The sequence below is a fragment of the Paenibacillus sp. BGI2013 genome, from assembly GCF_002843485.1.
GTDB classification, from domain to species: Bacteria; Bacillota; Bacilli; order Paenibacillales; family Paenibacillaceae; genus Paenibacillus; species Paenibacillus amylolyticus.
Genome location: NZ_PJFA01000002.1, coordinates 269,749 through 291,853, shown reverse-complemented (window position 1 = coordinate 291,853; position 22,105 = coordinate 269,749). Strand labels below are relative to the sequence as shown.

18 protein-coding genes and 1 pseudogene are annotated in these 22,105 nt (G+C 46.3%); 7 read left to right on the top strand and 12 right to left on the bottom strand.

Annotated elements, in window-relative coordinates; all coding sequences use genetic code 11:
• Positions 1-10 precede the first annotated feature (10 nt).
• Positions 11-2,311 carry a carbohydrate-binding domain-containing protein gene (locus CXK86_RS05145; protein WP_076251929.1) on the top strand — a complete coding sequence of 767 codons (2,301 nt, stop codon included), beginning with the start codon at positions 11-13 and terminating at the stop codon, positions 2,309-2,311.
• A gap of 231 nt (positions 2,312-2,542) precedes the next feature.
• Here the strand turns inward: CXK86_RS05145 and CXK86_RS05140 are convergent, their stop codons facing one another.
• Together CXK86_RS05140 and CXK86_RS05135 are read right to left on the bottom strand one after the other, a co-directional pair.
• The gene (locus tag CXK86_RS05140; protein ID WP_036671660.1) at positions 2,543-3,121 is read right to left on the bottom strand and encodes a class I SAM-dependent methyltransferase; all 579 of its coding nucleotides are present in this window, start codon (positions 3,119-3,121) and stop codon (positions 2,543-2,545) included.
• A gap of 26 nt (positions 3,122-3,147) precedes the next feature.
• A complete protein-coding gene (locus CXK86_RS05135) occupies positions 3,148-3,819 on the bottom strand; it encodes an FHA domain-containing protein (protein WP_036612185.1) in 672 nt (223 codons plus the stop codon).
• A gap of 234 nt (positions 3,820-4,053) precedes the next feature.
• Between CXK86_RS05135 and CXK86_RS31980 the strand changes: the two genes are divergently transcribed.
• Positions 4,054-4,209: a hypothetical protein gene (locus CXK86_RS31980; RefSeq protein WP_156946129.1), complete on the top strand. Its 156-nt coding sequence runs from the start codon at positions 4,054-4,056 to the stop codon at positions 4,207-4,209.
• Positions 4,210-4,583: 374 nt separating this feature from the next.
• On the opposite strand, the gene CXK86_RS05130 is transcribed toward CXK86_RS31980, so the two are convergent.
• Together CXK86_RS05130 and CXK86_RS05125 are read right to left on the bottom strand one after the other, a co-directional pair.
• Positions 4,584-7,172 (bottom strand): DUF2339 domain-containing protein, encoded by a 2,589-nt coding sequence (locus CXK86_RS05130; protein ID WP_101313497.1) that lies wholly within the window; start codon positions 7,170-7,172, stop codon positions 4,584-4,586.
• Between the two features lie 189 nt (positions 7,173-7,361).
• Complete coding sequence (locus CXK86_RS05125) at positions 7,362-8,402, bottom strand: LCP family protein (RefSeq protein WP_076251932.1); 1,041 nt, start codon at positions 8,400-8,402, stop codon at positions 7,362-7,364.
• Positions 8,403-8,737: 335 nt separating this feature from the next.
• On the opposite strand from CXK86_RS05125, the gene CXK86_RS05120 reads away from it, so the two are divergent.
• Positions 8,738-9,712 (top strand): aldo/keto reductase, encoded by a 975-nt coding sequence (locus tag CXK86_RS05120; RefSeq protein ID WP_076251934.1) that lies wholly within the window; start codon positions 8,738-8,740, stop codon positions 9,710-9,712.
• Between the two features lie 144 nt (positions 9,713-9,856).
• On the opposite strand, the gene CXK86_RS05115 is transcribed toward CXK86_RS05120, so the two are convergent.
• The 3 genes from CXK86_RS05115 to CXK86_RS05105 all read right to left on the bottom strand — a co-directional run bounded on the left by CXK86_RS05115 (position 9,857) and on the right by CXK86_RS05105 (position 11,522).
• Positions 9,857-10,318 (bottom strand): MarR family winged helix-turn-helix transcriptional regulator, encoded by a 462-nt coding sequence (locus CXK86_RS05115; RefSeq protein ID WP_036612197.1) that lies wholly within the window; start codon positions 10,316-10,318, stop codon positions 9,857-9,859.
• Between the two features lie 134 nt (positions 10,319-10,452).
• Positions 10,453-11,130: a TIGR00266 family protein gene (locus CXK86_RS05110; protein ID WP_017691614.1), complete on the bottom strand. Its 678-nt coding sequence runs from the start codon at positions 11,128-11,130 to the stop codon at positions 10,453-10,455.
• Positions 11,127-11,522: a winged helix-turn-helix transcriptional regulator gene (locus CXK86_RS05105; RefSeq protein ID WP_017691613.1), complete on the bottom strand. Its 396-nt coding sequence runs from the start codon at positions 11,520-11,522 to the stop codon at positions 11,127-11,129. Before CXK86_RS05105 ends, CXK86_RS05110 begins: the two co-directional genes overlap by 4 nt.
• A 164-nt stretch (positions 11,523-11,686) precedes the next feature.
• Between CXK86_RS05105 and CXK86_RS05100 the strand changes: the two genes are divergently transcribed.
• The 4 genes from CXK86_RS05100 to CXK86_RS05080 all read left to right on the top strand — a co-directional run bounded on the left by CXK86_RS05100 (position 11,687) and on the right by CXK86_RS05080 (position 15,748).
• The gene (locus CXK86_RS05100; RefSeq protein WP_076251936.1) at positions 11,687-12,901 is read left to right on the top strand and encodes an MFS transporter; all 1,215 of its coding nucleotides are present in this window, start codon (positions 11,687-11,689) and stop codon (positions 12,899-12,901) included.
• Positions 12,902-13,098: 197 nt separating this feature from the next.
• Positions 13,099-13,956: an aldo/keto reductase gene (locus tag CXK86_RS05095; RefSeq protein ID WP_076251938.1), complete on the top strand. Its 858-nt coding sequence runs from the start codon at positions 13,099-13,101 to the stop codon at positions 13,954-13,956.
• A gap of 617 nt (positions 13,957-14,573) precedes the next feature.
• Entirely contained in the window at positions 14,574-15,104 is a 531-nt protein-coding gene (locus CXK86_RS05085; RefSeq protein WP_051447254.1) for a hypothetical protein, read from the top strand.
• A gap of 26 nt (positions 15,105-15,130) precedes the next feature.
• Complete coding sequence (locus CXK86_RS05080) at positions 15,131-15,748, top strand: hypothetical protein (protein ID WP_036612205.1); 618 nt, start codon at positions 15,131-15,133, stop codon at positions 15,746-15,748.
• 248 nt (positions 15,749-15,996) lie between these two features.
• Here the strand turns inward: CXK86_RS05080 and CXK86_RS32415 are convergent, their stop codons facing one another.
• The 5 genes and pseudogenes from CXK86_RS32415 to CXK86_RS05055 all read right to left on the bottom strand — a co-directional run bounded on the left by CXK86_RS32415 (position 15,997) and on the right by CXK86_RS05055 (position 22,088).
• Positions 15,997-16,185 carry a hypothetical protein gene (locus tag CXK86_RS32415; protein WP_076251941.1) on the bottom strand — a complete coding sequence of 63 codons (189 nt, stop codon included), beginning with the start codon at positions 16,183-16,185 and terminating at the stop codon, positions 15,997-15,999.
• A 317-nt stretch (positions 16,186-16,502) separates the two neighbouring features.
• A complete protein-coding gene (locus tag CXK86_RS05070) occupies positions 16,503-16,817 on the bottom strand; it encodes a pectinesterase family protein (RefSeq protein WP_245838418.1) in 315 nt (104 codons plus the stop codon).
• A 228-nt stretch (positions 16,818-17,045) separates the two neighbouring features.
• A pseudogene (locus tag CXK86_RS05065) lies at positions 17,046-18,264 on the bottom strand (IS3 family transposase).
• A gap of 152 nt (positions 18,265-18,416) precedes the next feature.
• A complete protein-coding gene (locus tag CXK86_RS05060) occupies positions 18,417-20,516 on the bottom strand; it encodes a glycosyl hydrolase family 18 protein (protein WP_076251944.1) in 2,100 nt (699 codons plus the stop codon).
• Positions 20,517-22,088, bottom strand: coding sequence for a chitinase (locus tag CXK86_RS05055; RefSeq protein WP_076251946.1), 1,572 nt, complete (start codon positions 22,086-22,088; stop codon positions 20,517-20,519). It abuts the gene before it with no gap.
• Positions 22,089-22,105: the final 17 nt, after the last annotated feature.

The window sequence follows — 22,105 nt, the reverse complement described above, 5'->3', positions numbered from 1 at the left end:
ACGATCTAATATGAAGAAAAACATGATAACAGGCAGCAAACTTTGGTCCATCGCCATGATTACCAGCCTACTCGCCGCATGCAGTTCACCAGCAACGACAAGCACAACCGCCAATGCCGCAACGTCAACGACAGGAACAACCAAAACGGTATCCGTCAGCGAGCAAACTTCAGTAAAATATGCAGATCTGGTCTCTCTGGATGCTGACGATACCAACATTAGCTGGAGTGAGGCGGATTCCACAGCGATTAAGCTGAACGGAACAACTGCAACGGTGACCGGTTCGGGTGCTAAAGCCGCGAATGGTTCGGTAACCATCTCGGAAGCAGGCACTTATGTACTTAGCGGTGAGCTAACGGATGGCCAGATCGTGGTTAACGTTGCCGATAAGGGTACTGTGCATCTCGTATTAAACGGAGCAACCATTCATGATAACGACAGTGCCGCAATCTACATTCAGAAGGCTGGTAAAGCGGTAATTACGCTCGAAAAAGGAACCAAAAACACCGTATCGGATGGTAAAACGTATGTGTACGCTGACGCTACGACAGACGAGCCGGATGCTGCAATCTTCAGCAAAGCAGATCTTACATTCAATGGTGCAGGTCAATTGACCGTCACAGGTAACTATAATGAAGGTATTACGAGCAAGGATGATCTGAAGATCATCAGCGGTAACATCAGCGTCAAAGCAGCCGATGACGGCATCAAAGGTAAAGATATGGTCGCCATCCAAGCGGGTACGATTACCATTGAAGCCGAAGGCGACGGCATTAAATCAACCAATGACACAGATACCACCAAAGGTTACGTTGCTATCGATGGAGGTACCTTCGATATCCAAAGTGGTAACGACGGTATTCAAGCCGAAACCGCACTTGTTACGGATGGCGGCACATACAACATTGTAACGGGTGGTGGTAGCGCCAATGCACCAGCCAAAGTAGAAGAAGATCCATTTGGTGGTGGTGGATGGGGTGGCGGCACACGTCCAACGGATATGGGCACACCACCAGATGGCGAACCTCCTGCGGATATGCCCGAGATGCCTACTAACAGCGGTACGAATGCCGGAACTAACACAAACGGCGCAGCAGCATCCAACTCTGCCAACACAACAACAACAACAACAACGGATAACAATGCTGATGCGGACACTGCAACAACAGCAACCGAGTCCACAAGTGCCAAAGCGCTCAAAGCAGGCACAGACCTTACGGTTAATGGTGGTACGTATACCATTGATTCCATGGATGATTCCCTGCACAGCAACAATAATGTGACCGTCAACGACGGAATATTCAACATTGAATCTGGTGATGACGGCATTCATGCCGATCAGGCCCTTACGATCAACGGTGGAACCATCACCATTGCGAAGAGCTATGAAGGACTTGAAGGTGCAATCATCACCCTGAACGATGGCGATGTGGATGTAACGGCATCCGATGATGGCGTAAATGCTGCAGGTGGCGAGACGGAGACAGCTACGAATACAGCGGCAAGTACAGATAGCGCAACTACAGCAACCGATGCAACAACGACATCGAACATCTCTGTAACCGAAACGACAGGCACAACATCGACTACCGATCAGGCATCCCAAGGTACAGCTGTTAATCAGCAAGGACGTGGACCGGGCGGTATGGGAGCAGCGAGCAATAACGAGTTCCACATTAACGGCGGCTCCCTCACCGTGAACGCAGGTGGTGACGGGCTAGATTCCAATGGTTCCATTAACATGACTGGCGGAACGGTTATTGTGAACGGACCGACGAATAGCGGCAACGGAGCATTGGATTATGACGGTACATTTGAAATCAGCGGTGGGTACCTCGTGGCTGCCGGAAGCTCTGGTATGGCACAAGGAACATCCGCTGCATCTACGCAAAACACCATTGTGATGACATTCCCTGCAACACAAAAAGCTGGAACACTTGTACATGTACAAGATAGCGAAGGCAACAACATTCTGACGTTTGCACCAGCAAAAGATTATCAAACCGTGGTTGTCAGCTCCCCGGATCTTGCAAAAGATGGTTCATACGTGATCTACTCCGGTGGTACGTCTACAGGTAAAGCCGTGGATGGACTCTACACAGACGGTACCTATAGTGGCGGAACTCAAGTGGTTGCATTCCAATCGACTAGTAATGTAACTTGGGTGAATGAATCTGGTGTAACCACAGCCAATACAGGTATGGGCGGTCCTGGTGGCGGCGGTGGACAAGGCGGATTCGGAGGCGGCAGAAACAGATCCCAATCCGGTACAACATCCGACAGCACAGGCACTACCGATTCTGCAAAATAATACGTGCGGTAAGCAATAATCAAGCAATCTCTTGCCCTAACTCAAAGGCGAGACAAAAAGGCTCCGAATCACTTCATAGTGAGTTCGGGGCCTTTTTCGTATCCTCGTTCTTACGTGGTATCTGCATTACTATGATATGGAGCACACTCTTTCATCCATTAACGTTATGGCAGAAGATTTACAGCACTCCAGCTGAGCAAAAAACTGGTGATCACTTTCCTGTTCTTTTCTTTAAAAGGAATACACATACACCTTGGTGCGCAAGGCATCCCGGCATGTAATGGTACGTAGCGGTTCTTTTCCTGGCAGCGCAAAACAGACACTAATCACCTTGGCACCCGGCGGAAGCTCTCGACTGAACTTGTCCAGAAGCCGGGTCATGGCTCCCGGGAACAGATAACAAATCACACAATCTGCATGTTCATAGGAACTGGTGTAGATGTCTCCGCGCATGAAGCGCAGCCTGCCCTTGAGAGAGTGCTTGTTTCCCTTGGCTCGACGTAAGCGAACACTGAGATAGGCAATTATTTGGGAAGACCATAAGGGAATTCTCGAATTCTCAATCCCGGTCAGCCTTTTGCCAGGGCAATGCCTTACAACATCCAGTCCCAATGTACCCCATCCGGAACCGGCTTCGAGCACATCCCCGTACCCTGGAATGCGGTTTACTTCCTGTATAACCACCTGTCTTACACGACTGGATGTGGGCATCGGGGAAATCCCGTTTTTCCAACTAACAAGTACGATAGATATGACACATATCAATGTCACCACAGCAATCAGCCATGGAATCAGGTAAATGATGAACATGAACTCATCCCTTTGTTATCACTCATTCATTCCGGCACATGAGACTTCATATATACACCCTTTTTATAAACGGACTTGATGGTAAAATGTACACCCAGCTTGCGATTCGTCCGATAGATTAGCGAATTAATCTCGTCGATCCCTACCGCTTCACTCTCCAGCATACTACGCTCTGGCCACACCTGAGCCACAATCTGTTCCCTTGTCACAAAGTGGTCCAGTTGACTATACAGCAACTTGAACAGCTGGTACTCCTTCTTGGACAGCGGAATCTCCACTTCGCCGATCTGTACGGTTTGCAGGTGATCCAGTAAACGTACGCCCTCACCCAGCAGATCCGACACACGATATTCCCTTGTCTCTCCAAGATCCCCTTCAGCGCGAAGCTGGATCAGGCCGTTGACCAACGTCAGGCTGTCTCCCTCGCCAAACGGATATTTCTCATAGGGAATGAGGCGCTGCCCGTTCAGTTCCGTTCCATTTTTGCTATCCAGATCCTCGATCCATAACTGTTGCTGTACATCATAATGAATGCGGCAATGCCGCTTCGATATCATCTGATTATAAACAGACAAGTCCAATTCACTGCCACCTGTGTAACGTCCCACCGTAATGGAGCGACCCTGGCTTACATAAGCAAATGAGCCGTCACTTTCCTGTCCTGGCGTACGAATGACGATTTTTGCCGTCTCCCGCATGTTATTCTCCCACCTTCAATGATCACTCACTCGATCTCTATAAACATATCTTCAACAATAATGATAAGATCATCAGATTTGTTCCATTGTTTGCACCGCTATAGTTCAATATAGTGGTACACAGGAACGATTTATGTTCGGTTCTACTCACTCTACTATACCAGACGTTGTGCTTTTTTTCTCATGACGGCCGGATGTCTACTTTAGCTCATTCAACAAGAGAGGTACCTTCTAATGAACAAAAAAAATATTTTCATATACGTATTGCTCGCCTTTGCCCTGTCCATGACATTAACCGTGCTCTCCCGTATGAATGATGATGGCGGAGAATCACTGAAAGGCACCTCGGCTGCCGAAAACTCATGGTTACAAATGAAGATCCAGCCCTAAGTCTACTCTATTATAACGTGATCTCCGCGCAAAACGTTTCACGAATGTCATATTAGGCTAAGCCATAGACTCACATCAATAAGGCCCCAGATTGCTGGTCACAGCAGCCCGGAGCCTCATTTTAATCCAAAAAATCTATATTACACGACTTATTTCCCAAAGCAAAGTGAAGTCGACAGTGAACACTACCACCATCCGCACTCACGTCATTGTCGCTTCTTTCTCACACCGAATTTCCTCCACGCATACACGATAAGAGCTACAGGGCCAGCAATCCATAACAGTTGCCATAGCATAATTTTCAGGTCGAATCCCATTTCAAGAATCCCTCCTCCGATAATCGCAAAGGTACATACAATCGTTCAAAACCCAAATCAATCTACTTCTTCCTCCGGTACAGTCGGCTCGTCGTCAGGCTTCGCTGTCTCTCTGGACTGTACTTCCTCCATCCGGCTGGACACCTTCTGATATAGGTAAGAGATCCCCAGCAATAGTACGCCGAAGCTGAAATAGGCAAAGATTTTGCTACCCGAGGTAAGCATCCCCACATCATAGAACACCATCTTCCCCGTAGCGAACAACGTTAGGCCAAGGCCGAGGCGCCGAATCATGACATATTTTCTACGGAATCCATAGGCAATATAGAGAATCGCCAGCAGCAGATAGATCAGGCTGAACATCAGCCCCACATCACCCCACTGGAACTGAATCGTCAGGAATACGGTGATGACACCGAGCAGATACACCCCTGCGATAACCGGGTACCATTCAATGCTCTTGAACTGCCCGCGGATGCCTGCAATCAGCAGATCCCTTCCTGCAAAGAATACCCCTACGTTAAAGATAATTAACACCAGCAAACCAACAATCTCTGCCGCTGTATGCTGTTGAACTTCCGGCTGAAGCGCTGGCATGGTTAAGGTTACGGCCAGTGCAATACAGCAGCCAATAGCATGCAAGAAAGTGGTATACACCTGCACGTATCGATCACGCAGCAGCTTCACCTTGTTCAGTCCATAGGCCAATGCAATGGTGAGCGCTGCGAACATGAGCAACTTGTAGAACATGTATAACAGGAACGTCCCATCGACAGCTCTGGTATACAATTCATTCGACTCATACAGCACATATAACCACAGATTCCCAAGTGTCACATACTTGAATCCGTTCAGAAAACCCAGCTCCAGCGGGCTGTAATTAAATCTCTCTCTGGAAGATGAATTGCTGTGAACTGCCCAGGCATAATACAGTGTAATAAGCACAGTTCCCAGCGTGATGCTGGAGTACTTTAACATGAAGTAAGAACGTTCCCCGATGAAGAATAGCGCCAGCAGATCGTAGTACACAAAAGTGATTAGACATAGAAGCACGATACCCCATCCGGCACGTTCCACCGACTTGAGCCGTTTCATATGTCCGAGCGCAACCAACAGAACCCCTTCGATTAACCAGCCCATCGATAACCACTTGGCCCCGAATTGGAACGGAATAATCAGAATGGCAAAGGTCAGGGAAGTGACATAGAAGAGTAATATCGTCTGTTTCTCCTGAGCCATATGGCGCTGGACGAATCGTGCGAGGCCCAGATACACCACGCAGAAGATCAACGCCAGCAAGCCCTGAGCATCATTCCAACCCGCCACATCAAATAATACGTATAACATCAGACAACTAATGCTCGTATTCATGGCGAGTAGAGCGAAATCCCACCAGGTTAACTTCATTCGGTGTTTGAACGGATATGCCAGCGTAATGCCCAGATATAATGCAAACGTCACAATGGAATACAACATGCCAATCTTCTCACTTGGCGACAGCCATAATAGGATGAGCATGGATGGTGTATTGAACAGGAAACTGATATAGTGCACCACCGGCCACCGTTTGCCAAACGAAATGAACACAATAATGCCGTTTAAGAGCAGCAGATAGATCATGGCTACATAGACAGCAGGGCCCTCAAGCCCGAACGAGAACATGTAGGAGAATAGCGGAAGATATCCGCCCACCAAACCTAGTGAACAGATGGTCTTCGACTGGTATCTCAAGGACAACAATACGGAGATTGCCGATACCAATACAGACAGGGCAAGTCCCGTATATAATCCGATAATATGCAGTAAAAAGTAACTATAGAAGACGGAGCCAAACAACACGGATATCCCACCGCCGAGCAGCCCCGACGCAAACGTCTGCCTTTTGCGGCGGAACAGCCACTCTCCTCCGGCGAGCATCAGAGCACCAAGCAGGAAAAAGGCTCCGCTCTTCATCTCGTCATTAAACCAGGTCGAGTACGAGTACTGAAACGCTGCTCCAACCCCCAGAATGAGGAGCAAGATGGCTACTTTGTTGATCCAGCTGAGTCCAATCTTCATCTCCATGCGATTCTGCTTAATCCGGCGTTGAATAGTCTCTTCGCTCAACCCTTCCTCCGCCATATGCCCATATCCATGTTCCATGTGCCCACGCAGAGCCTCTTCTCTATCCCGTACGGCTCGTCTGTGCGATTCAATGCGCTCATTCACCTCTGCCGCAAGGTAAGCAATCCTCTCCTTCACCTCGTGGGAATCCTCTTGCAACTCCTGTGCGGCCTGGTTGTACAGCGCGTTTAGATTGGATTTCGTTCGATGTTCATGGAATGCAATTCGATCATTATGTACCGCTGTTTTCCCTTGAAAATAGGTCTCCATCTTCTCCCGCGATACCCGGATCAGATTCAGCTTCTCATCCAGCATCTGTTCCGATAACGCCATGCGAAGACGTGCATTCTCTTCTTCCATCTTGCGTGAGCGAAGTTCGAGCTGTTGCAGCTTGAGCTTGTGGGCTTCATACTGTTCCTGTAACTGTTCATTCTGAACGATCAGGTCATCGGACTGGTATTCCTGGAGCAAGGCGTGATACTCCTTCGCCAGTTGCTTTTGTTGCTCCTGAACCTGTTGAAGCCGATCCTTAAACTCCTTCATGAGCTTCCTCCGTTGGTTGATGTTTAATCTTTTCCCTATATTTTACTATATGTATGCCATAAAAAGAGGTTTAAACATTAGATATATCTGTGCAATATTTCATCCGTAGGATCTCAAACGCAAAAAAGCCGGGAAGCAACTGCTTCGCCGGACTTATATTCATATGAGCATTTGCACAAGAATCGATGCTTATGCCGCATCACTCGTCTCCGATTGGTCCGCTGACTCGGGCTCAATTATCTCGGTCGCATCTGGGTCCAGCCAACTGGCGATCATGCCACGCACATATTGCAGATCGTCCTCAGACAGATCGTAGTACCATGTGCCACTGCGCGTTGCACCCTCACCCTTCAGCATGTAATTGCTGATCGTTGGTATGCTATCTTTCATATATAAGGACTCGGCAAATTTCACGATAAAGTCCGAGGTCATGTTGGTTGTAAAATTCGATCCGGCAATCTGGATTACGTCCGGGATCTTGGTCAAATTTTTGACTTCCAGCGCACGATTCATGAAGGCACTTAGGAAAATCCGGTGACGCATCGTCCGATTGAAATCAGAGTCCTCCCGGTAACGCACATATCCAAGCGCTTCTTCACCGCTATAGATTGGTTTATTCGCTTCAACAAACAGCTTCTCATGAATTTTGAGCTTGTTCTCAATATTTTTCTTGATTGGCAGTTCAACGCCACCCACCGCATCAACAATATCCTTGAGCCCGTTAAAATTAATCGCGGCATAGAAATCCACTTTGTTCCCCAGCAAATTCTCCACCGTATCCATCGCCATCTTGGCTTCACCGTGGGCATATGCTGAGTTGATCTTCGACTTCACATCCCGGCCGACAATCTCGGTATAGGAATCACGTGGAATGGACAGCAGCAGCACTTTATTGTCTTCTGGACGCACAACGGAATAGATGATGGTATCCGAACGGCTTGGTTCGTTATCGCGTTGGTCAATCCCTAGCAGCAAGAGCGAGAACGGGTCCGTATGTTCCACAACAGGGGCATCCTTATCACCAGCTGGTACAAAGGAGTCATCCAAGGCTTCCTTCACCGTAGCTGAAGCGAACAAATTAAAGGCAAACACGACGAGTTGCTTTTGATAGATAAATCCGAGTCCTCCCAACACAAGCAGCACACTTAGGGTGATGATCAATGGCTTCTTCCATTTCTTCTTCGGTTTCTTCGGCTTCCGTCTTGTTAAATGTGCGGCACTGTTTTCCATCATATCTCCTTTAATAACGGGTTCTTAGATTCATTTAACTATATTAATAACACGTTTTCAATAGATTACGTTATAATCTGCTATACAAATGCATGTTCAAAAAGTCTGATTTTCAGTACCGAGAAGATGGAATGAAGCTAGAAATGGAGTAGCGGAGCGTAGGGAAAACTACGTGAGCAACTAAAATGTTTCCGAAGGAAACATACTTCGTAAGCATATGCTTATTCGGCTGAATTTCATATTCGATGCTGATGATGCCACCAGGCATCATTCGTAATCAAAAGTGGACTTTTTGAACTACCTCTATAAGATGTACATAAAGGGAGCGATGAATGATGGAGTATCGACGTTTGGGCAATAGTGGTTTGCGTGTGTCGGCACTGGGGCTCGGCACCAATGCGTTTGGCAAACGCGCGAATGAAGCAGCTTCTACCCGCATTATTCATGCAGCGATGGATCAGGGCATCAACTTTATCGATACCGCCAATATCTACGCAGGCACGGAATCGGAACGCATTATTGGACAGGCTCTCACAGGTCGACGGGATAACGCGGTGCTTGCTACCAAGGCCGGATTACCCCGGCATGATGGTCCTCATGGGCGGGGTTCCTCCCGCTACCATCTGCAACAAGAGCTGGAACATAGCCTGCGGCGCCTGCAAACGGATTATGTCGATCTGTACCAGATCCATACTTTTGATCCGCATACACCGCTGGATGAGACACTGCGCACACTGGATGATATGGTCACTTCCGGCAAAGTCCGTTACATCGGAGCCTCCAACTACGCAGCTTGGGAGCTGATGAAAGCTCTGGGCATCAGTGAACAGAAAGGTTATGTGCGCTACATCTCCACCCAAACCAGCTACTCTCTGGCAGACCGTACACCCGAGCTTGAACTGGTGCCGATGTGTCTCGATCAGGGTGTAGGCATTATCCCGTATTTCCCGCTGGCAGGTGGTATTCTGACCGGTAAATATAACGGACAGACCCGTGTGCCTTCTGGTTCCAGAGCAGACACCGATCCGTCCTTCAACCGTTTCCTGCTGGAGCATAATATCCAACTGAGTGAACAAGTGAGTGCTAAAGCTGCCTCATATGGCTGCTCCCCGAGTGTGCTATCACTCGCATGGCTGCTGACACGTCCAGCTGTATCCACAGTGATTGTCGGGGCTACACGCACCGAACAGCTGGAACATAATCTGGCTAGTCTGGACATGTCACTGCCCGATAAACTGTTGGCCGATCTGGACCAGATCAGTGACTCTTTCCGTCGCCGCGAGCCGTTTGCATCCTATCGAATCGATTGAGCAACCGAAATAGACCTCCCGACAAGATGAAGTCAGGAGGTCTATTTGTATTTTACAGAGGTGTTATAATTATTAATAATCAGAAAATTTTCCAGTTCCACTACATTCTGTAGTTTAATACATTAAAAAAAGATATATTACGGATCAACTCTCTGTTTTTTGGCGAAGAAACTCCTGCATGATCTCCAAATACTCTCCCTTACGTTCATCCAAAGTTTCGAAAAATGCCTTGTCCGATTCCTCGACCAGATGGATTCCCTCCACAGCCAATCGGGTTCCTTCTTCCGTTGTTGTGATAATATTGGCACGCGTATCTGTCTGATGACGAGCGCGGGTAATTAATCCCCTTTTTTCAAGCGCACGTAGAACCTGAGAAGTCACGTTAACATCCACCTTGGCAAACTGAGCAATCTGAACCTGAGTCACTCCCTTGCCTTCCTCATCGTGTTCATTGAGCCATAAACAGGCGTGCAATAATACAAATTGAGGTTGTGTCAGTTCGAGGGGCTCCAGCACCCTGCGTACTTCCTTTTGCCACATGGCTGTAACCTGCCATAACAGATATCCCGGACTTTCTTGTGCGTTTTTATACCGTGAGCTTGTCATCTCATACCTCCATGATGTGCGACCTTATGCAACAGAATATATACCCGTCAGTCAATGAAGTAAATCCATTATTCATATAACGATGATGGAAACATATCCGTTGCAACTCTGTGTGTTCTTTCTCAAAAAAATAATTAGCGCGCAGGGATAAACTGCTTCACCCATTGTCCGAATCCTTGCGGATTGCGGCTCTGTATAAGAATGGTTCCTTCTCCCCGGAACCGACATACCAGTCCTTCTCCACTTGTAACACTGGATAACCAGCCCTGTGAAGCTTTCTCAATACGGTAATCTACATAATGAGGCCATGCCACCAAATGGGCGTTATCCACGATCATTTCTTCACCTGCTGCCAGATTAATCGCATGGATGGCACCATAGGAAGACAGAAATACAGTTCCACGTCCACTGATCTCAATAATGAAGAAACCTTCTCCCGAAAAGAGACCTTTTTTCAGGTTTTGCATTTTGGTATTCACCTGAATGCCCTCTGTTCCTGCCAGAAATCCGTCTTTCTGCACATAGAGTGAATAGGAACCGTCCAATTCAACAGCTTCTACATCGCCCATGCTTGAAGGTGAGAGCAGAATCTCTGCCGATCCGCCCGCAGCCGTCAGTTCCTGAAAGAAAAACTTCTCCCCGCTCAGCATCCGACCGAACCCGGCAAACATCCCACCTTCTGCTGAACCCTTCAGTTCAACCGTAGGAGTCATAGATACCATCGCACCACTTTCGGCCTTGAACCGCTCTCCCCGCTGCAAATGTACCTTGAGCATCGCAAAAGCACCATCGTATAAAATCTCATAGTTCACGGTTGCACCAGCTCCCTATTGTCAGAGTTAAAATCATTGAGTCCATTATCTTCCAGAACTGCTGATTTGTCTCCGTATTCCTTCACAATATGTTGATCTCCCCAATTACAGAGCGCATTGAGAATCGGTTCAAGACTTCTCCCGTAATCACTCAATTCGTATTCTACTTTGGGAGGGACTTGATTATATACGATTCGGTTTACGATTCCGTCGTTTTCAAGCTCTCTGAGTTGCTGTGTTAACATTTTTTGTGTAATTGCGGGCATAATACGCTTAAGATCACTGGTTCGTCTTTTTCCATGTGTCAGATGACAGAGAATCACGCATTTCCACTTGCCACCGATCACTTCTAGGGTAGCTTCAACCGAGATGTTATATTTTTTTCTAACCATAACTTGCTTCCTCCCTGATGAATTGAATTACATCCGTCGCATGCTGTATAGGCACCAAAAAGTACGTAGGGTACTAAAAAGTACGTACTATTCAATCTATACCGAATAACTCATAATAGCATTTGCCGGTACGTAAATCTACATTCGGGGGAGTTGAGCAAGAAATGTTACAAGATTCAAAACGCAGCACGTGGGCACTGCTGGCACTGGCCATTAGTGCATTCGCGATCGGTACCACAGAGTTTATCAGCGTTGGGCTACTGCCCCTCATTGCAGATGACCTGGGCATTTCCGTAACTACTGCGGGACTGACCGTTACTTTATATGCATTAGGCGTTACCTTTGGGGCTCCTGTTCTGACCTCACTGACGTCTACCATATCACGCAAAACGCTATTGCTTGCCATCATGATTGTCTTCATTGCGGGTAACACGATGGCTGCACTATCGACGGGCATCACCATGTTACTCATTGCACGAGTAGTGTCCGCTCTGGCACACGGGGTGTTCATGTCCATTGGCTCCACGATTGCAGCTGATCTGGTGCCTGCCAACCGTAGGGCGAGTGCCATTGCCATCATGTTCTCCGGTCTAACCATTGCCACAGTAACCGGTGTACCTCTCGGTACACTCATTGGTCAACATTGGGGCTGGCGCGCTGCCTTTATCCTGATTGTTGTGGTTGGCATCGTTGCAATGATCGGTAACCTGATACTCTTGCCATCCACGTTGAAGCGAGGAACACGGACGGCATTTCGGGATCAGCTGAAGCTCGTTACAGGTGGACGCTTGCTGCTTGCTTTTGCCATCACGGCTGTTGGGTACGGAGGAACATTTGTTGTCTTTACGTATCTGTCCCCGTTGTTGCATGATATTAGCGGTTATTCCGAGAAAACAGTAGCGTTCATTCTGTTGTTGTACGGAATCGCCATTGCTGTTGGCAACATCATCGGCGGCAGAGCAGCCAATCGCAACCCGCTCAAGGCGCTCTTCTACATGTTCATCATTCAGACCATCATTCTCGGCGTGATGTACTTCACCGTCCCGTTTAAGTTGGCAGCACTGCTCACCATTATGGGTATGGGCCTGCTCGCTTTCATGAATGTGCCTGGTCTTCAGATGTACGTTGTAACCTTGGCTGAACGATATGCACCACAGGCCAAGGATGTAGCCTCAGCCTTTAACATCGCCGCATTTAATGCAGGGATCGCTATAGGTGCCTATTTGGGTGGAGTGATCAATGATTCCATCGGTTTGATTCACACGACATGGGTCGGAGCCTTGATGGTTCTCGTAGCTGTAATCCTGACCGCATGGGCTAAAATGCTGGAAAGCAAAGATCAACATGCATCAGTCGAAATGGAGAAAGCTTCGTGCTAATTTCCATCCGACCATAGGTCTCACTCTTATATATATATCAGTTCCAGCCTTCGAGGGGAACCGGTTTCATATGGTATTTTATTATACTATAATACGTTGAACCCAATTTGATCTACTATGATTTAATTTTGTATGATAAAACAACAAAAATTCAGCTTAATATGACTGATTTTTACACACTTTAAGGAGGAAATCTCATGACAACAGCTCAAACCGCACAACATTTACAATCCACAGTAACTCTGCATAACGGTGTTTCTATGCCTTGGTTCGGACTTGGGGTATTTAAGGTAGAAGAAGGATCTGAACTGATTGAAGCCGTGAAAAATGCGATTAAACATGGATACCGCAGCATTGATACTGCTGCAATATACGGCAATGAAGCCGGTGTTGGTCAAGCGATTGCAGAAGCTTTGCAAGAAAACAACCTGAAACGCGAAGAACTGTTTGTTACATCTAAAGTATGGAATGCAGACCTCGGATATGAAGAGACACTTGCGGCTTTTGATACAACCTTGAACAAACTGGGACTGGAATACCTGGACCTGTATCTGATTCACTGGCCTAAGGCAGGCAAATACAAAGCAGCCTGGAAAGCAATCGAGGAACTGTACGCGGCTGGTCGCATTAAAGCTATTGGTGTAAGCAACTTCCAGATTCATCATCTCGAAGACCTGATGCAGGATGCCAAAGTGAAACCGATGGTCAATCAGGTGGAATACCACCCTCGCCTGACTCAGGTTGAGCTTAAGGCTTTCTGTGAGAAGCATGGTATCCAGCTTGAAGCTTGGTCTCCTCTAATGCAAGGTCAACTGTTGGACAACCCAGTGCTTACGGCGATTGCTTCAGACAAAGGCAAATCGGTTGCACAAGTCATCCTGCGTTGGGATCTGCAAAATGGAGTCATTACTATTCCGAAGTCCACCAAGGAAAACCGGATTATCGAGAATTCCTCCATCTTCGACTTTGAACTTTCAAATGAAGAGATGGATCTGATCAGTGCTCTGAACGAAGATGTACGCGTTGGACCTGATCCGGACAACTTCGATTTCTAAATTGAATCGACTTGCTGTTATTCTGTGCTGATTTGCAGGTAAAATAAAACAGTGAAAAGCCTCCAGACTTCTCGTTACGTACGAGAGTTGGAGGTTTTTCACTGTTTTTTGTTTCTCAACAGATGACATTGTCACTTCTAAAATTCTGAAACCTCAATCTCTATAATCAATCAGCTTAACTTTCAATTTGATCCGCAACAAATTCATTCTCGCATTGTCAAATTTATAAGTGACATTGAATTCACACACATATGTGGTGGTAGACCGGCCAACAGATCCCCTGAGGTTCAATTTTTTCCAAAAAAAATAAATGTATACACCACCAAACCCAAGGCTATCTTGCTCGTGATAATCCGGAACTGGATCAAATTCATAATTGAAGTTGTATTCTTTTCCTTGCACTTTAACCGAAAGATGTTTTTGTTTGACTGCTAGTGTATTTAAAAGAGTAAAATAGCATCTACTTTTTCGTTTAGTTTAAAATTTTCAAAATTATTCCTTTTTTTCTAGTAGATCGCAACCTTTTGTTGAAGTATGACGTTAAGTATATGTGGAATAATTTTCCAAACCACTCAGAAAACAAAAGCAAGAATAAAAAAACTATGAGGTGATAATGAATGAAGGTTAATTACGTAAAAAATGGTATTATCACATTAGCTCTCGCTGTACCACTTATGTTCAGTTTTAACCTTACAACAAGCGCAGAACTTACTAACTCCGGTAGTCCAGACGCAGGAATTAGCGTAAAGTCTCCAGATAACCTGAATGATACCTGGAAGACACCAATCAATGAAGGAATTATTGCTTGGAACGGTACTCCTACTCCAGTTACAATTGGATACTTGAGTTCATCAACCAACACAATTACAGCGGCTTCTTATCCAGATACCTGGTATGGCCTAAATTCACAGTGGTTTTCCCCAAAGTATAGATACACAATTCAATTAAACTCAAGAACAATTGTCAGAGACGCCACTAATTTCTCCAATTTTGTTAAAGGAGCGACCGTTCATGAATTTGGGCATTCCTTCTTCTTGAAAGATAACCCGAATACAACTAAGGCGTCTATTATGAAATATAGCAATGATTTTAACACAGTCACTACCCCTAGGCAGTATGATATTGACGATGTAAATACTGCTTACTAATTTAAAAGGATTGGGAGGAAGATAGCATGAAGAATTTTACATCTGTAGCTTCAGCATTTTGTATCACTGCAATGTTACTCGCCGGATGTGGAACAGCAGAGCCATCAAAAGAAGGATCCGCTGCAACAGAAACAGCAAAAAAAGAAGTGGTGCTGATGGATGCCTCTTTTCCAACTTACAACAACATTGATGAGTTGGCTAACCAGGCGGATTTAATTATTGAAGGAAAGATTTTAAAATCATCTTTTAAACTTATAAATATCGCAGAAGAACCTGCTGATCCTAATGATGAAAAATTAAACCCAGGTGGGGATATATCAGACAGCCCCGCTATTCCATATACGATCTATGATGTTGAAGTACAAAAAAACTATAAAGGGGAAGCAGCCGAAAAAGAAATCATTCAAGTCAAACAAGTAGGGGGAGAGGATCAAGAACATACATTTAAGGTAGAAGATTCTGAAGAACTCAAAACGAATGAAAACTACGTTATGTTCCTAGCGACGTTTGAAAATTCACCGGCATCACTGTTAAATCCAGTTCAAGGTTCATACACGGTAGAAGATGATGGTACGATTAAAGGGAATGAAAAAAACCAAATCAAAATTGAAATGAACAATTTGTTGAAGTTAGAACAACAGTAAATACTCGAAAGAAGGCACTGACTGGATTAATTTCAGCGCCTTCTTTTTATCCCTCTACTAGCCATTATTTTTCGAAAAACAATAATGGCGTATAGCGCTTGAACAACATTATAATCATCATGATCGGCAATAATGCGAACTTCCGGATTTTGCTCTTAATGAGTTTGGACGTACTGGTATACCTCCGCTACCGTTTCTAATGGATCTGGCGGAAGATACTTTCGCCACGCTTTAAAAATCTGTACGCCTTAAACATCAAATTTCCCCAATTTAAAAAAACCATGATGTGAAAGATACACTTCTATAAATCTAACTTCCATTTTGGAATCATTATTATATGAATCGTTCTTGAGTCCCCTCTCTAGAAATAGATCGGTAGTATAATCATTGCTCATTATGAAAATGCCATCTTCGGCACTACTTTTAAGCAGTTCCACATTCAAATTCTCCCACAAAAATTTTTACGATTAATACAACTAGTGTTACCTGAGCGCCAATGTAAGACGTTATAACCTGTAACGCCTACATTAACGTTGAAGCAATCTAGGCCAGCGTCACCGAGTCTACTGTTACGCCTGTAGAACAATCGCGTTGGAGGCGTTACAGCGATAAGGCCCCTTGGCAAGTATCGTTCCAGTACCCCGTGTATCAGTTTTTGTTAATGTAAGCCCACAAAAAAGGCCATCCACCAAGTCCATAAGAGATTCGAAAGACAACCTTTCATTATAAATATCGCAAAGTAAATATACTTGGCTTAATGCCGATTAATCCCTCTCTCCCCAAAAGGCTGCCACCCGTCCTCACCAGACAAAATAAGCGGCAACGCATATTCGGCGGCTTCCTGTTCGCTCAGCACTTTTGCCCATGAAACTCTCGTTGTCGCTTTTCCCGCCCCAGGCCCGACACTGTTATATTCCGCATACTGAACGGTCTGCTCTGCATCTGTCTTGTTCCAGTTGTGCCATCCCTCCCGCTTCACATGAGCGCCGATCCAGCAGTTCACTTGTCCATCCGCATCCTCCGCTTCAGTCAGGCGATGCTTCGTAACGATCTCGTAGCCCTTAAACACCACCGTAGCCGAGCCAAGAATAAAATCGATATCACCTTCGATGTAACAGTCCTCGAAATACTACCGAAGTTTGCGCCGCACTGAACGAAGATGTATGCATTGGACCTGATCCGGACAACTTCGATTTTTAATGAATAGCCTTTTTGGAGCCTGCTTTGTTTGACATAGCATAACGAAAAACCACCGGACCAGGTGAAGTGACCCTGTAAAGTTAGACAGATTATAACGTTAAACAACTTGTTGGGCATTAGTCCGGTACCGTACCGGACTAATGCCTTTTAGTTTTGCCTTGATGCGTTTGTTGATGTAATAATCGATGTATTTGGATAGCTCTTGTTTAATATGTGAGATATTTTCAAATTTCTTTAAAAACAAGAACTCGGATTAATGATGCCAAAGAAGTTCTCCATGACGGCGTTATCGTAACAGTTACCTTTCCGGGACATACTTGCGTGATGCCAACTTCTTTAAGGGTATGACGATATGTTCTCATCTAGTAGTGCCAGCTTGGTCCGAATGAATAAGGAGTTTATCTTCATTTGTTAAACTGCAAAATGGTCGGTCTAACATCGTGGAAACAAGCGAGTAGACCGGTCTTGAACCAATCGTATATGTAATGATTTCTACGTTATACAGATCAAGTATGGGAGATAAATATAGTTTTTCTCCGAACAATTTAAACTCTGTAATGTCCGTTAACCCACTTCTCGTTTGGCCTTTCAGCGCGGAAATTGCGTTCTAATAGGTTCGGTGCAATCTTGCCAATCGAATCTTTATACGAACGATATTTCTTCATATGTACCAAATACTTTAATCCCAATACTTTCATCAAACGCTGTACCTTTTTATGATTCACATGGTGTCCACGATTGATTAACTCATCGCGATTACGACGATAACCATAGCGTCCCTTATGCTCCTCATAAATCGCTTGTATCATGTCTTTTAGCTCTAATTCTTGTCTACCGTACCAAATGCTTTTACCACGTAATAATACGTGCTACGAGGGATATCTGCTAGTTGTAGAAGTGCTTTCACCGAAAATTCGTTCCTTAGTTCATAGACTACTTGCGCTTTGTCTTATTTGGTGAGTTTTCCTTGTTTCGAACTAAGGCATTCAACTTTTTTTTAAATAAGCATTCTCCATTTTCAAACGCTCTACCTCTGCTTGTAAAGCCTCTACAGATCCTTCTGTGCTTTATATCCTTTTTTCATGGATGGGCGCCCCTTTTTCTTTGGTTGAAGGGCGTCTAGTTTAATCTGTGTAGGATATGATGTATAGCCCTTTATAAAAAGCTTTTTCCCTATGATGCTCATATTGTCTAATCCAGTTTAAAAAGACAGAATCGTGAAGCCCGCTCGATTTTGCAATGCTTTTCAAGCTTTCTGATCCCTTTTCATAACGCATAACGGCTTGTATTTTTTCATCTGAACTGAATTTAGTCATAAAAAAACTGCACCTCCAATTGGTAGTTGTGTCTAACAATTGGGGTGCAGTTCAACCAGAAACCGGTGTTTTTTCGTTATGTTCTCTTCCCGATAACCAAGCCTCGCTAAAACTACATGTTTCAATTCAAAATGTGGTAATCCATTTTTTAACTATTGAACCTGCCACAATGCAGGGACATTGGATGGTTCCCACCCAGACAAGGATGTGTGGGATTGCAAACATTTATACGTCTTACCGCTATAGGTGACCAGCTGTCCTACAGTATAGGCTGTATTCGCCTGCCAGGCGGAAACGCCCGGATTTGTCGTTCCTGCTGCCGTTTTCACAGTCACCGCATTGCTCGCAGCAGAACCATTCCCCGCCGCATCCTTTGCTTTTACCGTAAATGTATACGAGGTATCCGCTGCAAGCCCGCTGATCGTTGCTGTCGTTCCGGTCACGGATGTCGCCAGAGCCGCTCCATTGTACACATCATAACCCGTTACACCCACGTTATCCGTGGATGCCGCCCAGCTCAGCGTTATACTGGATGTTGTTTGCGCGGTTGATGCGAGGTTCGTTGGCGCAGTTGGCGCCTGCGTATCTCCACCCGGCTGAGCTGTCGTGCTTACAGTTACAGCATTACTGGCTGCAGACAGATTACCTGCCGCATCCTTTGCTTTTACCGTAAAGCTATAGGATGTACCCGCTGACAGTCCGCTGATTGTTGCGGTCGTCCCGTTGACGGAGGTCACAAGATTGGCACCATTGTAGACGTTATAACCGGTAACACCCACATTATCTGTTGAAGCATTCCAAGCTAGCGTAACCGAGTTGGCCGTCACGCCTGTCGAACGGGCATTACCGGGTACGCTTGGCGCCGTCGTATCTGCTGGAGGCATTGTACCTCCGGTAGGCAGATCGGCTTTCAGTTTATTTTGAAGTGTTTTGTTCCGGTCACCGCTAAGTTCCCAGAACATCGCTCCGCCGAGTCCTTTGCTTTTGATATAAGCGGTTTTATATCCAATAGACTCCGCATCGTCATAGCTAATAAATCGCTTGTTGGTCGCATTATAGAGATATGGCACCTTGGCTGTGTCATTCCAGTAACGCGTGTACCCGTTTTTGTTAATGTAGTTGGTCTCCAGATCATACAAATCAAAGGAGCCTGCTTCCCATGTTCCAACGGAAGAACCTCCCGCACAGGTCTGATACTGACCATTGCCCGCCTGTGCGCATCCATCCCAGCCGCGGCCATAGAACGGAACACCAAGTACAAGTTTAGCGGCTGGTACGCCTGCATTCAAATGCCCTTGTGCTCCGGCAGCCACATTAAATGTATTGGCATCCGGCACCCCAGCAGCCGAAGCCGCAGGGTCATAGTTCAACGGCGCGTTATGCGCGCTGACTTTTTGCCAAGCCCCGTTAAAATCGTATGTCATAATATTAATCCAGTCGACGATGGCAGCTATATTGGCAAGCTCAGTATTCGCAGCATAGGTCGTCGATGCACCGCTTGCAATCGTAAGCAGATACTTCTTGCCGTCCACAGCTCCGGCAGCATCCAGCTTCTCACGGATTTTGCTCAGAAGCAGTGTGTAATTTTGCTTATCCTCAGGACGTTTGCTGTTACCATCAAGTCCGCCTGATACCGGGTACTCCCAGTCCAGATCTACCCCGTCAAAATTGTATTTCCGCAGGAAGTCGACGGCAGAGTTTGCAAATACCTCTCTCGTTGCAGCAGTCGCAGCTACATCGGAGAAGCGGTTGGACCATGTCCATCCTCCCACGGAGATGATTGTCTTCAGATTAGAATTGATCTGTTTCAGCTTGTTAAGCTGATTGATATTGCCTGCAATGGGCTGATCCCACGTATCCCCTGCAAATGTCTTGCCGGTATCAATCCATGGATCGCCAAGCACGATCGTTCCATTGGGTACATTGATTGTCTGGCTCTTCTCATTCTGACACGACCAGGTCACCGGGTTAGGGCCCGAAGGGTCCGGATTTCCATGAATACCGTTCCAGCAAATATCGGCAAACGCATAGTTGATATGCGTGACTTTGGTTGGGTCGATGTCCGTTACATTATAGTTTCTCCCATACGCAGCCCAGGACGGGTAGTAACCAACAATTTTATAAGAATCTGCAGCTGCTGCCGTAGCGGGTTGGAGCACAAAAGAAGGAATAATGACGGATAAGAGCAGGGATAGACCCAGGAGAAACTTCGCGGTTTTCTTGACAGCAGTGTGTTTATTTAAATGTATCATCTAATATACAACCTCCTTTGTCGTTTGCGTACTCAGCCTGGTCAGGAACGGACGATGTGCGCTCGAAAACTGGTTATTCGTATATACATCCCAGTTGATTGACCAGGTCATAATCCCTTTTATCCCCGCATAGCCCGCAGGCTGGAGCAAGGTATAGGAACCGCCGTATGACACACCTTTGATTAGGTAATTCAGTGCCTTTTGCAGCTCGGCTGGCGTTGTATAACCACCTCCAGCAGCCTGCTGGGAAGCCGGTACACCGATGGCAATCTGATCCGGTCGTAAGGGACTAAAGAAAGGGCCTGTGCTGCCGCCTACATGAAAGCCTTGAAGCAACATCTCCGCCATGGCCACATGGAAATCAGCTGTTCCTTGGGCGTAAGAGCGCCCATCCAGCCCCACCATGGAGCCCGTGTTATAGTGTTGCACATGAAGCAGGGTCAGGTCATTACGCAATGCATGGATGACTGGCAGGTAAGCTCCCCAAGGGCCGCCGTAGCTCAGATATCCACCCTGTACATAGGCCGTCTCCGGCGCAGCCGTCAGGATGAAATTGGCGCCGAAGTGTGACTTAACCGCTTTCACACCTTGGATGAGGTTAACAATTTTCGGTGTAGTTGGACTACGGAAATCGGTATCCCCTGCATTCAGAGACAGGGAACTTCCTTCCAGATCGATATCCAGACCATTGAAACCATACGTGGAAATGATTGATTTTAACGAATCTTCGAACTGCTGTCTCTTGGTCGCATCGGTGAGCTCAATGGTACCGTTGGCTCCCCCCATGGAAAGAAGTACTTTTTTCCCCTGGCTTTGCAGATAGGCAATATCGGATTTGAATTCGGCTACCGTCGCATTGTATGGAGTAAAAGCAAGCGTTCCGCTGCCATGTGAAATCGGTTCGGCAAAGGAGACATTAATAACGTCATAGGCTGTTGATACGTTACGAAGTCTGATATTGGTTGAACCATTGTCGAAGTTATGCCAGTAGCCAATCAGCCATTTGCCGCCGGTTGGCCCCGGATTGGATGATCCATTGGAAGTTGTCACACTGAGGGAGGTACTCGCAGCGGATATATTGCCTGCGGCATCTTTGGCTTTTACCGTAAAAGCATAAGTCGTGCTGGCTGTCAGTCCCGTGACTACAGCTGTTGTAGTTGAAGTACTTGTCACAAGAACGCCGTTCCGGTACACCTCATACCCCGCTACGCCCACATTATCCGTGGATGCATTCCAGGAAAGACTCACAGAGGTGTTCGTGACGGAGGATGAAGTCAGACCCGCAGGAACAGAAGGTGGTGCCGTATCTGGCGTCGGCGTTTCCCCTCCCGAACCTTCCCCGACGTATTTCCACAACGCGGGCACAACAGAGGGCTCCCATCCGGTCAAAGCTGTGTGTGCCTGAATACACTCATAATCTTTATTTTGATATGTTACGAGGTCTCCTTTCTTGTATGCGGTGCCTGCCTGCCACTGGGCGGCGGCATCGGCTCTCGGTGCAAACCACGAAATAAGAAGAAGAAATGCCAAAGCAAATGTAATGACCGGGCGGAATCGAACAGCTTGATTCAAGCAAAATCCCTCCTGTA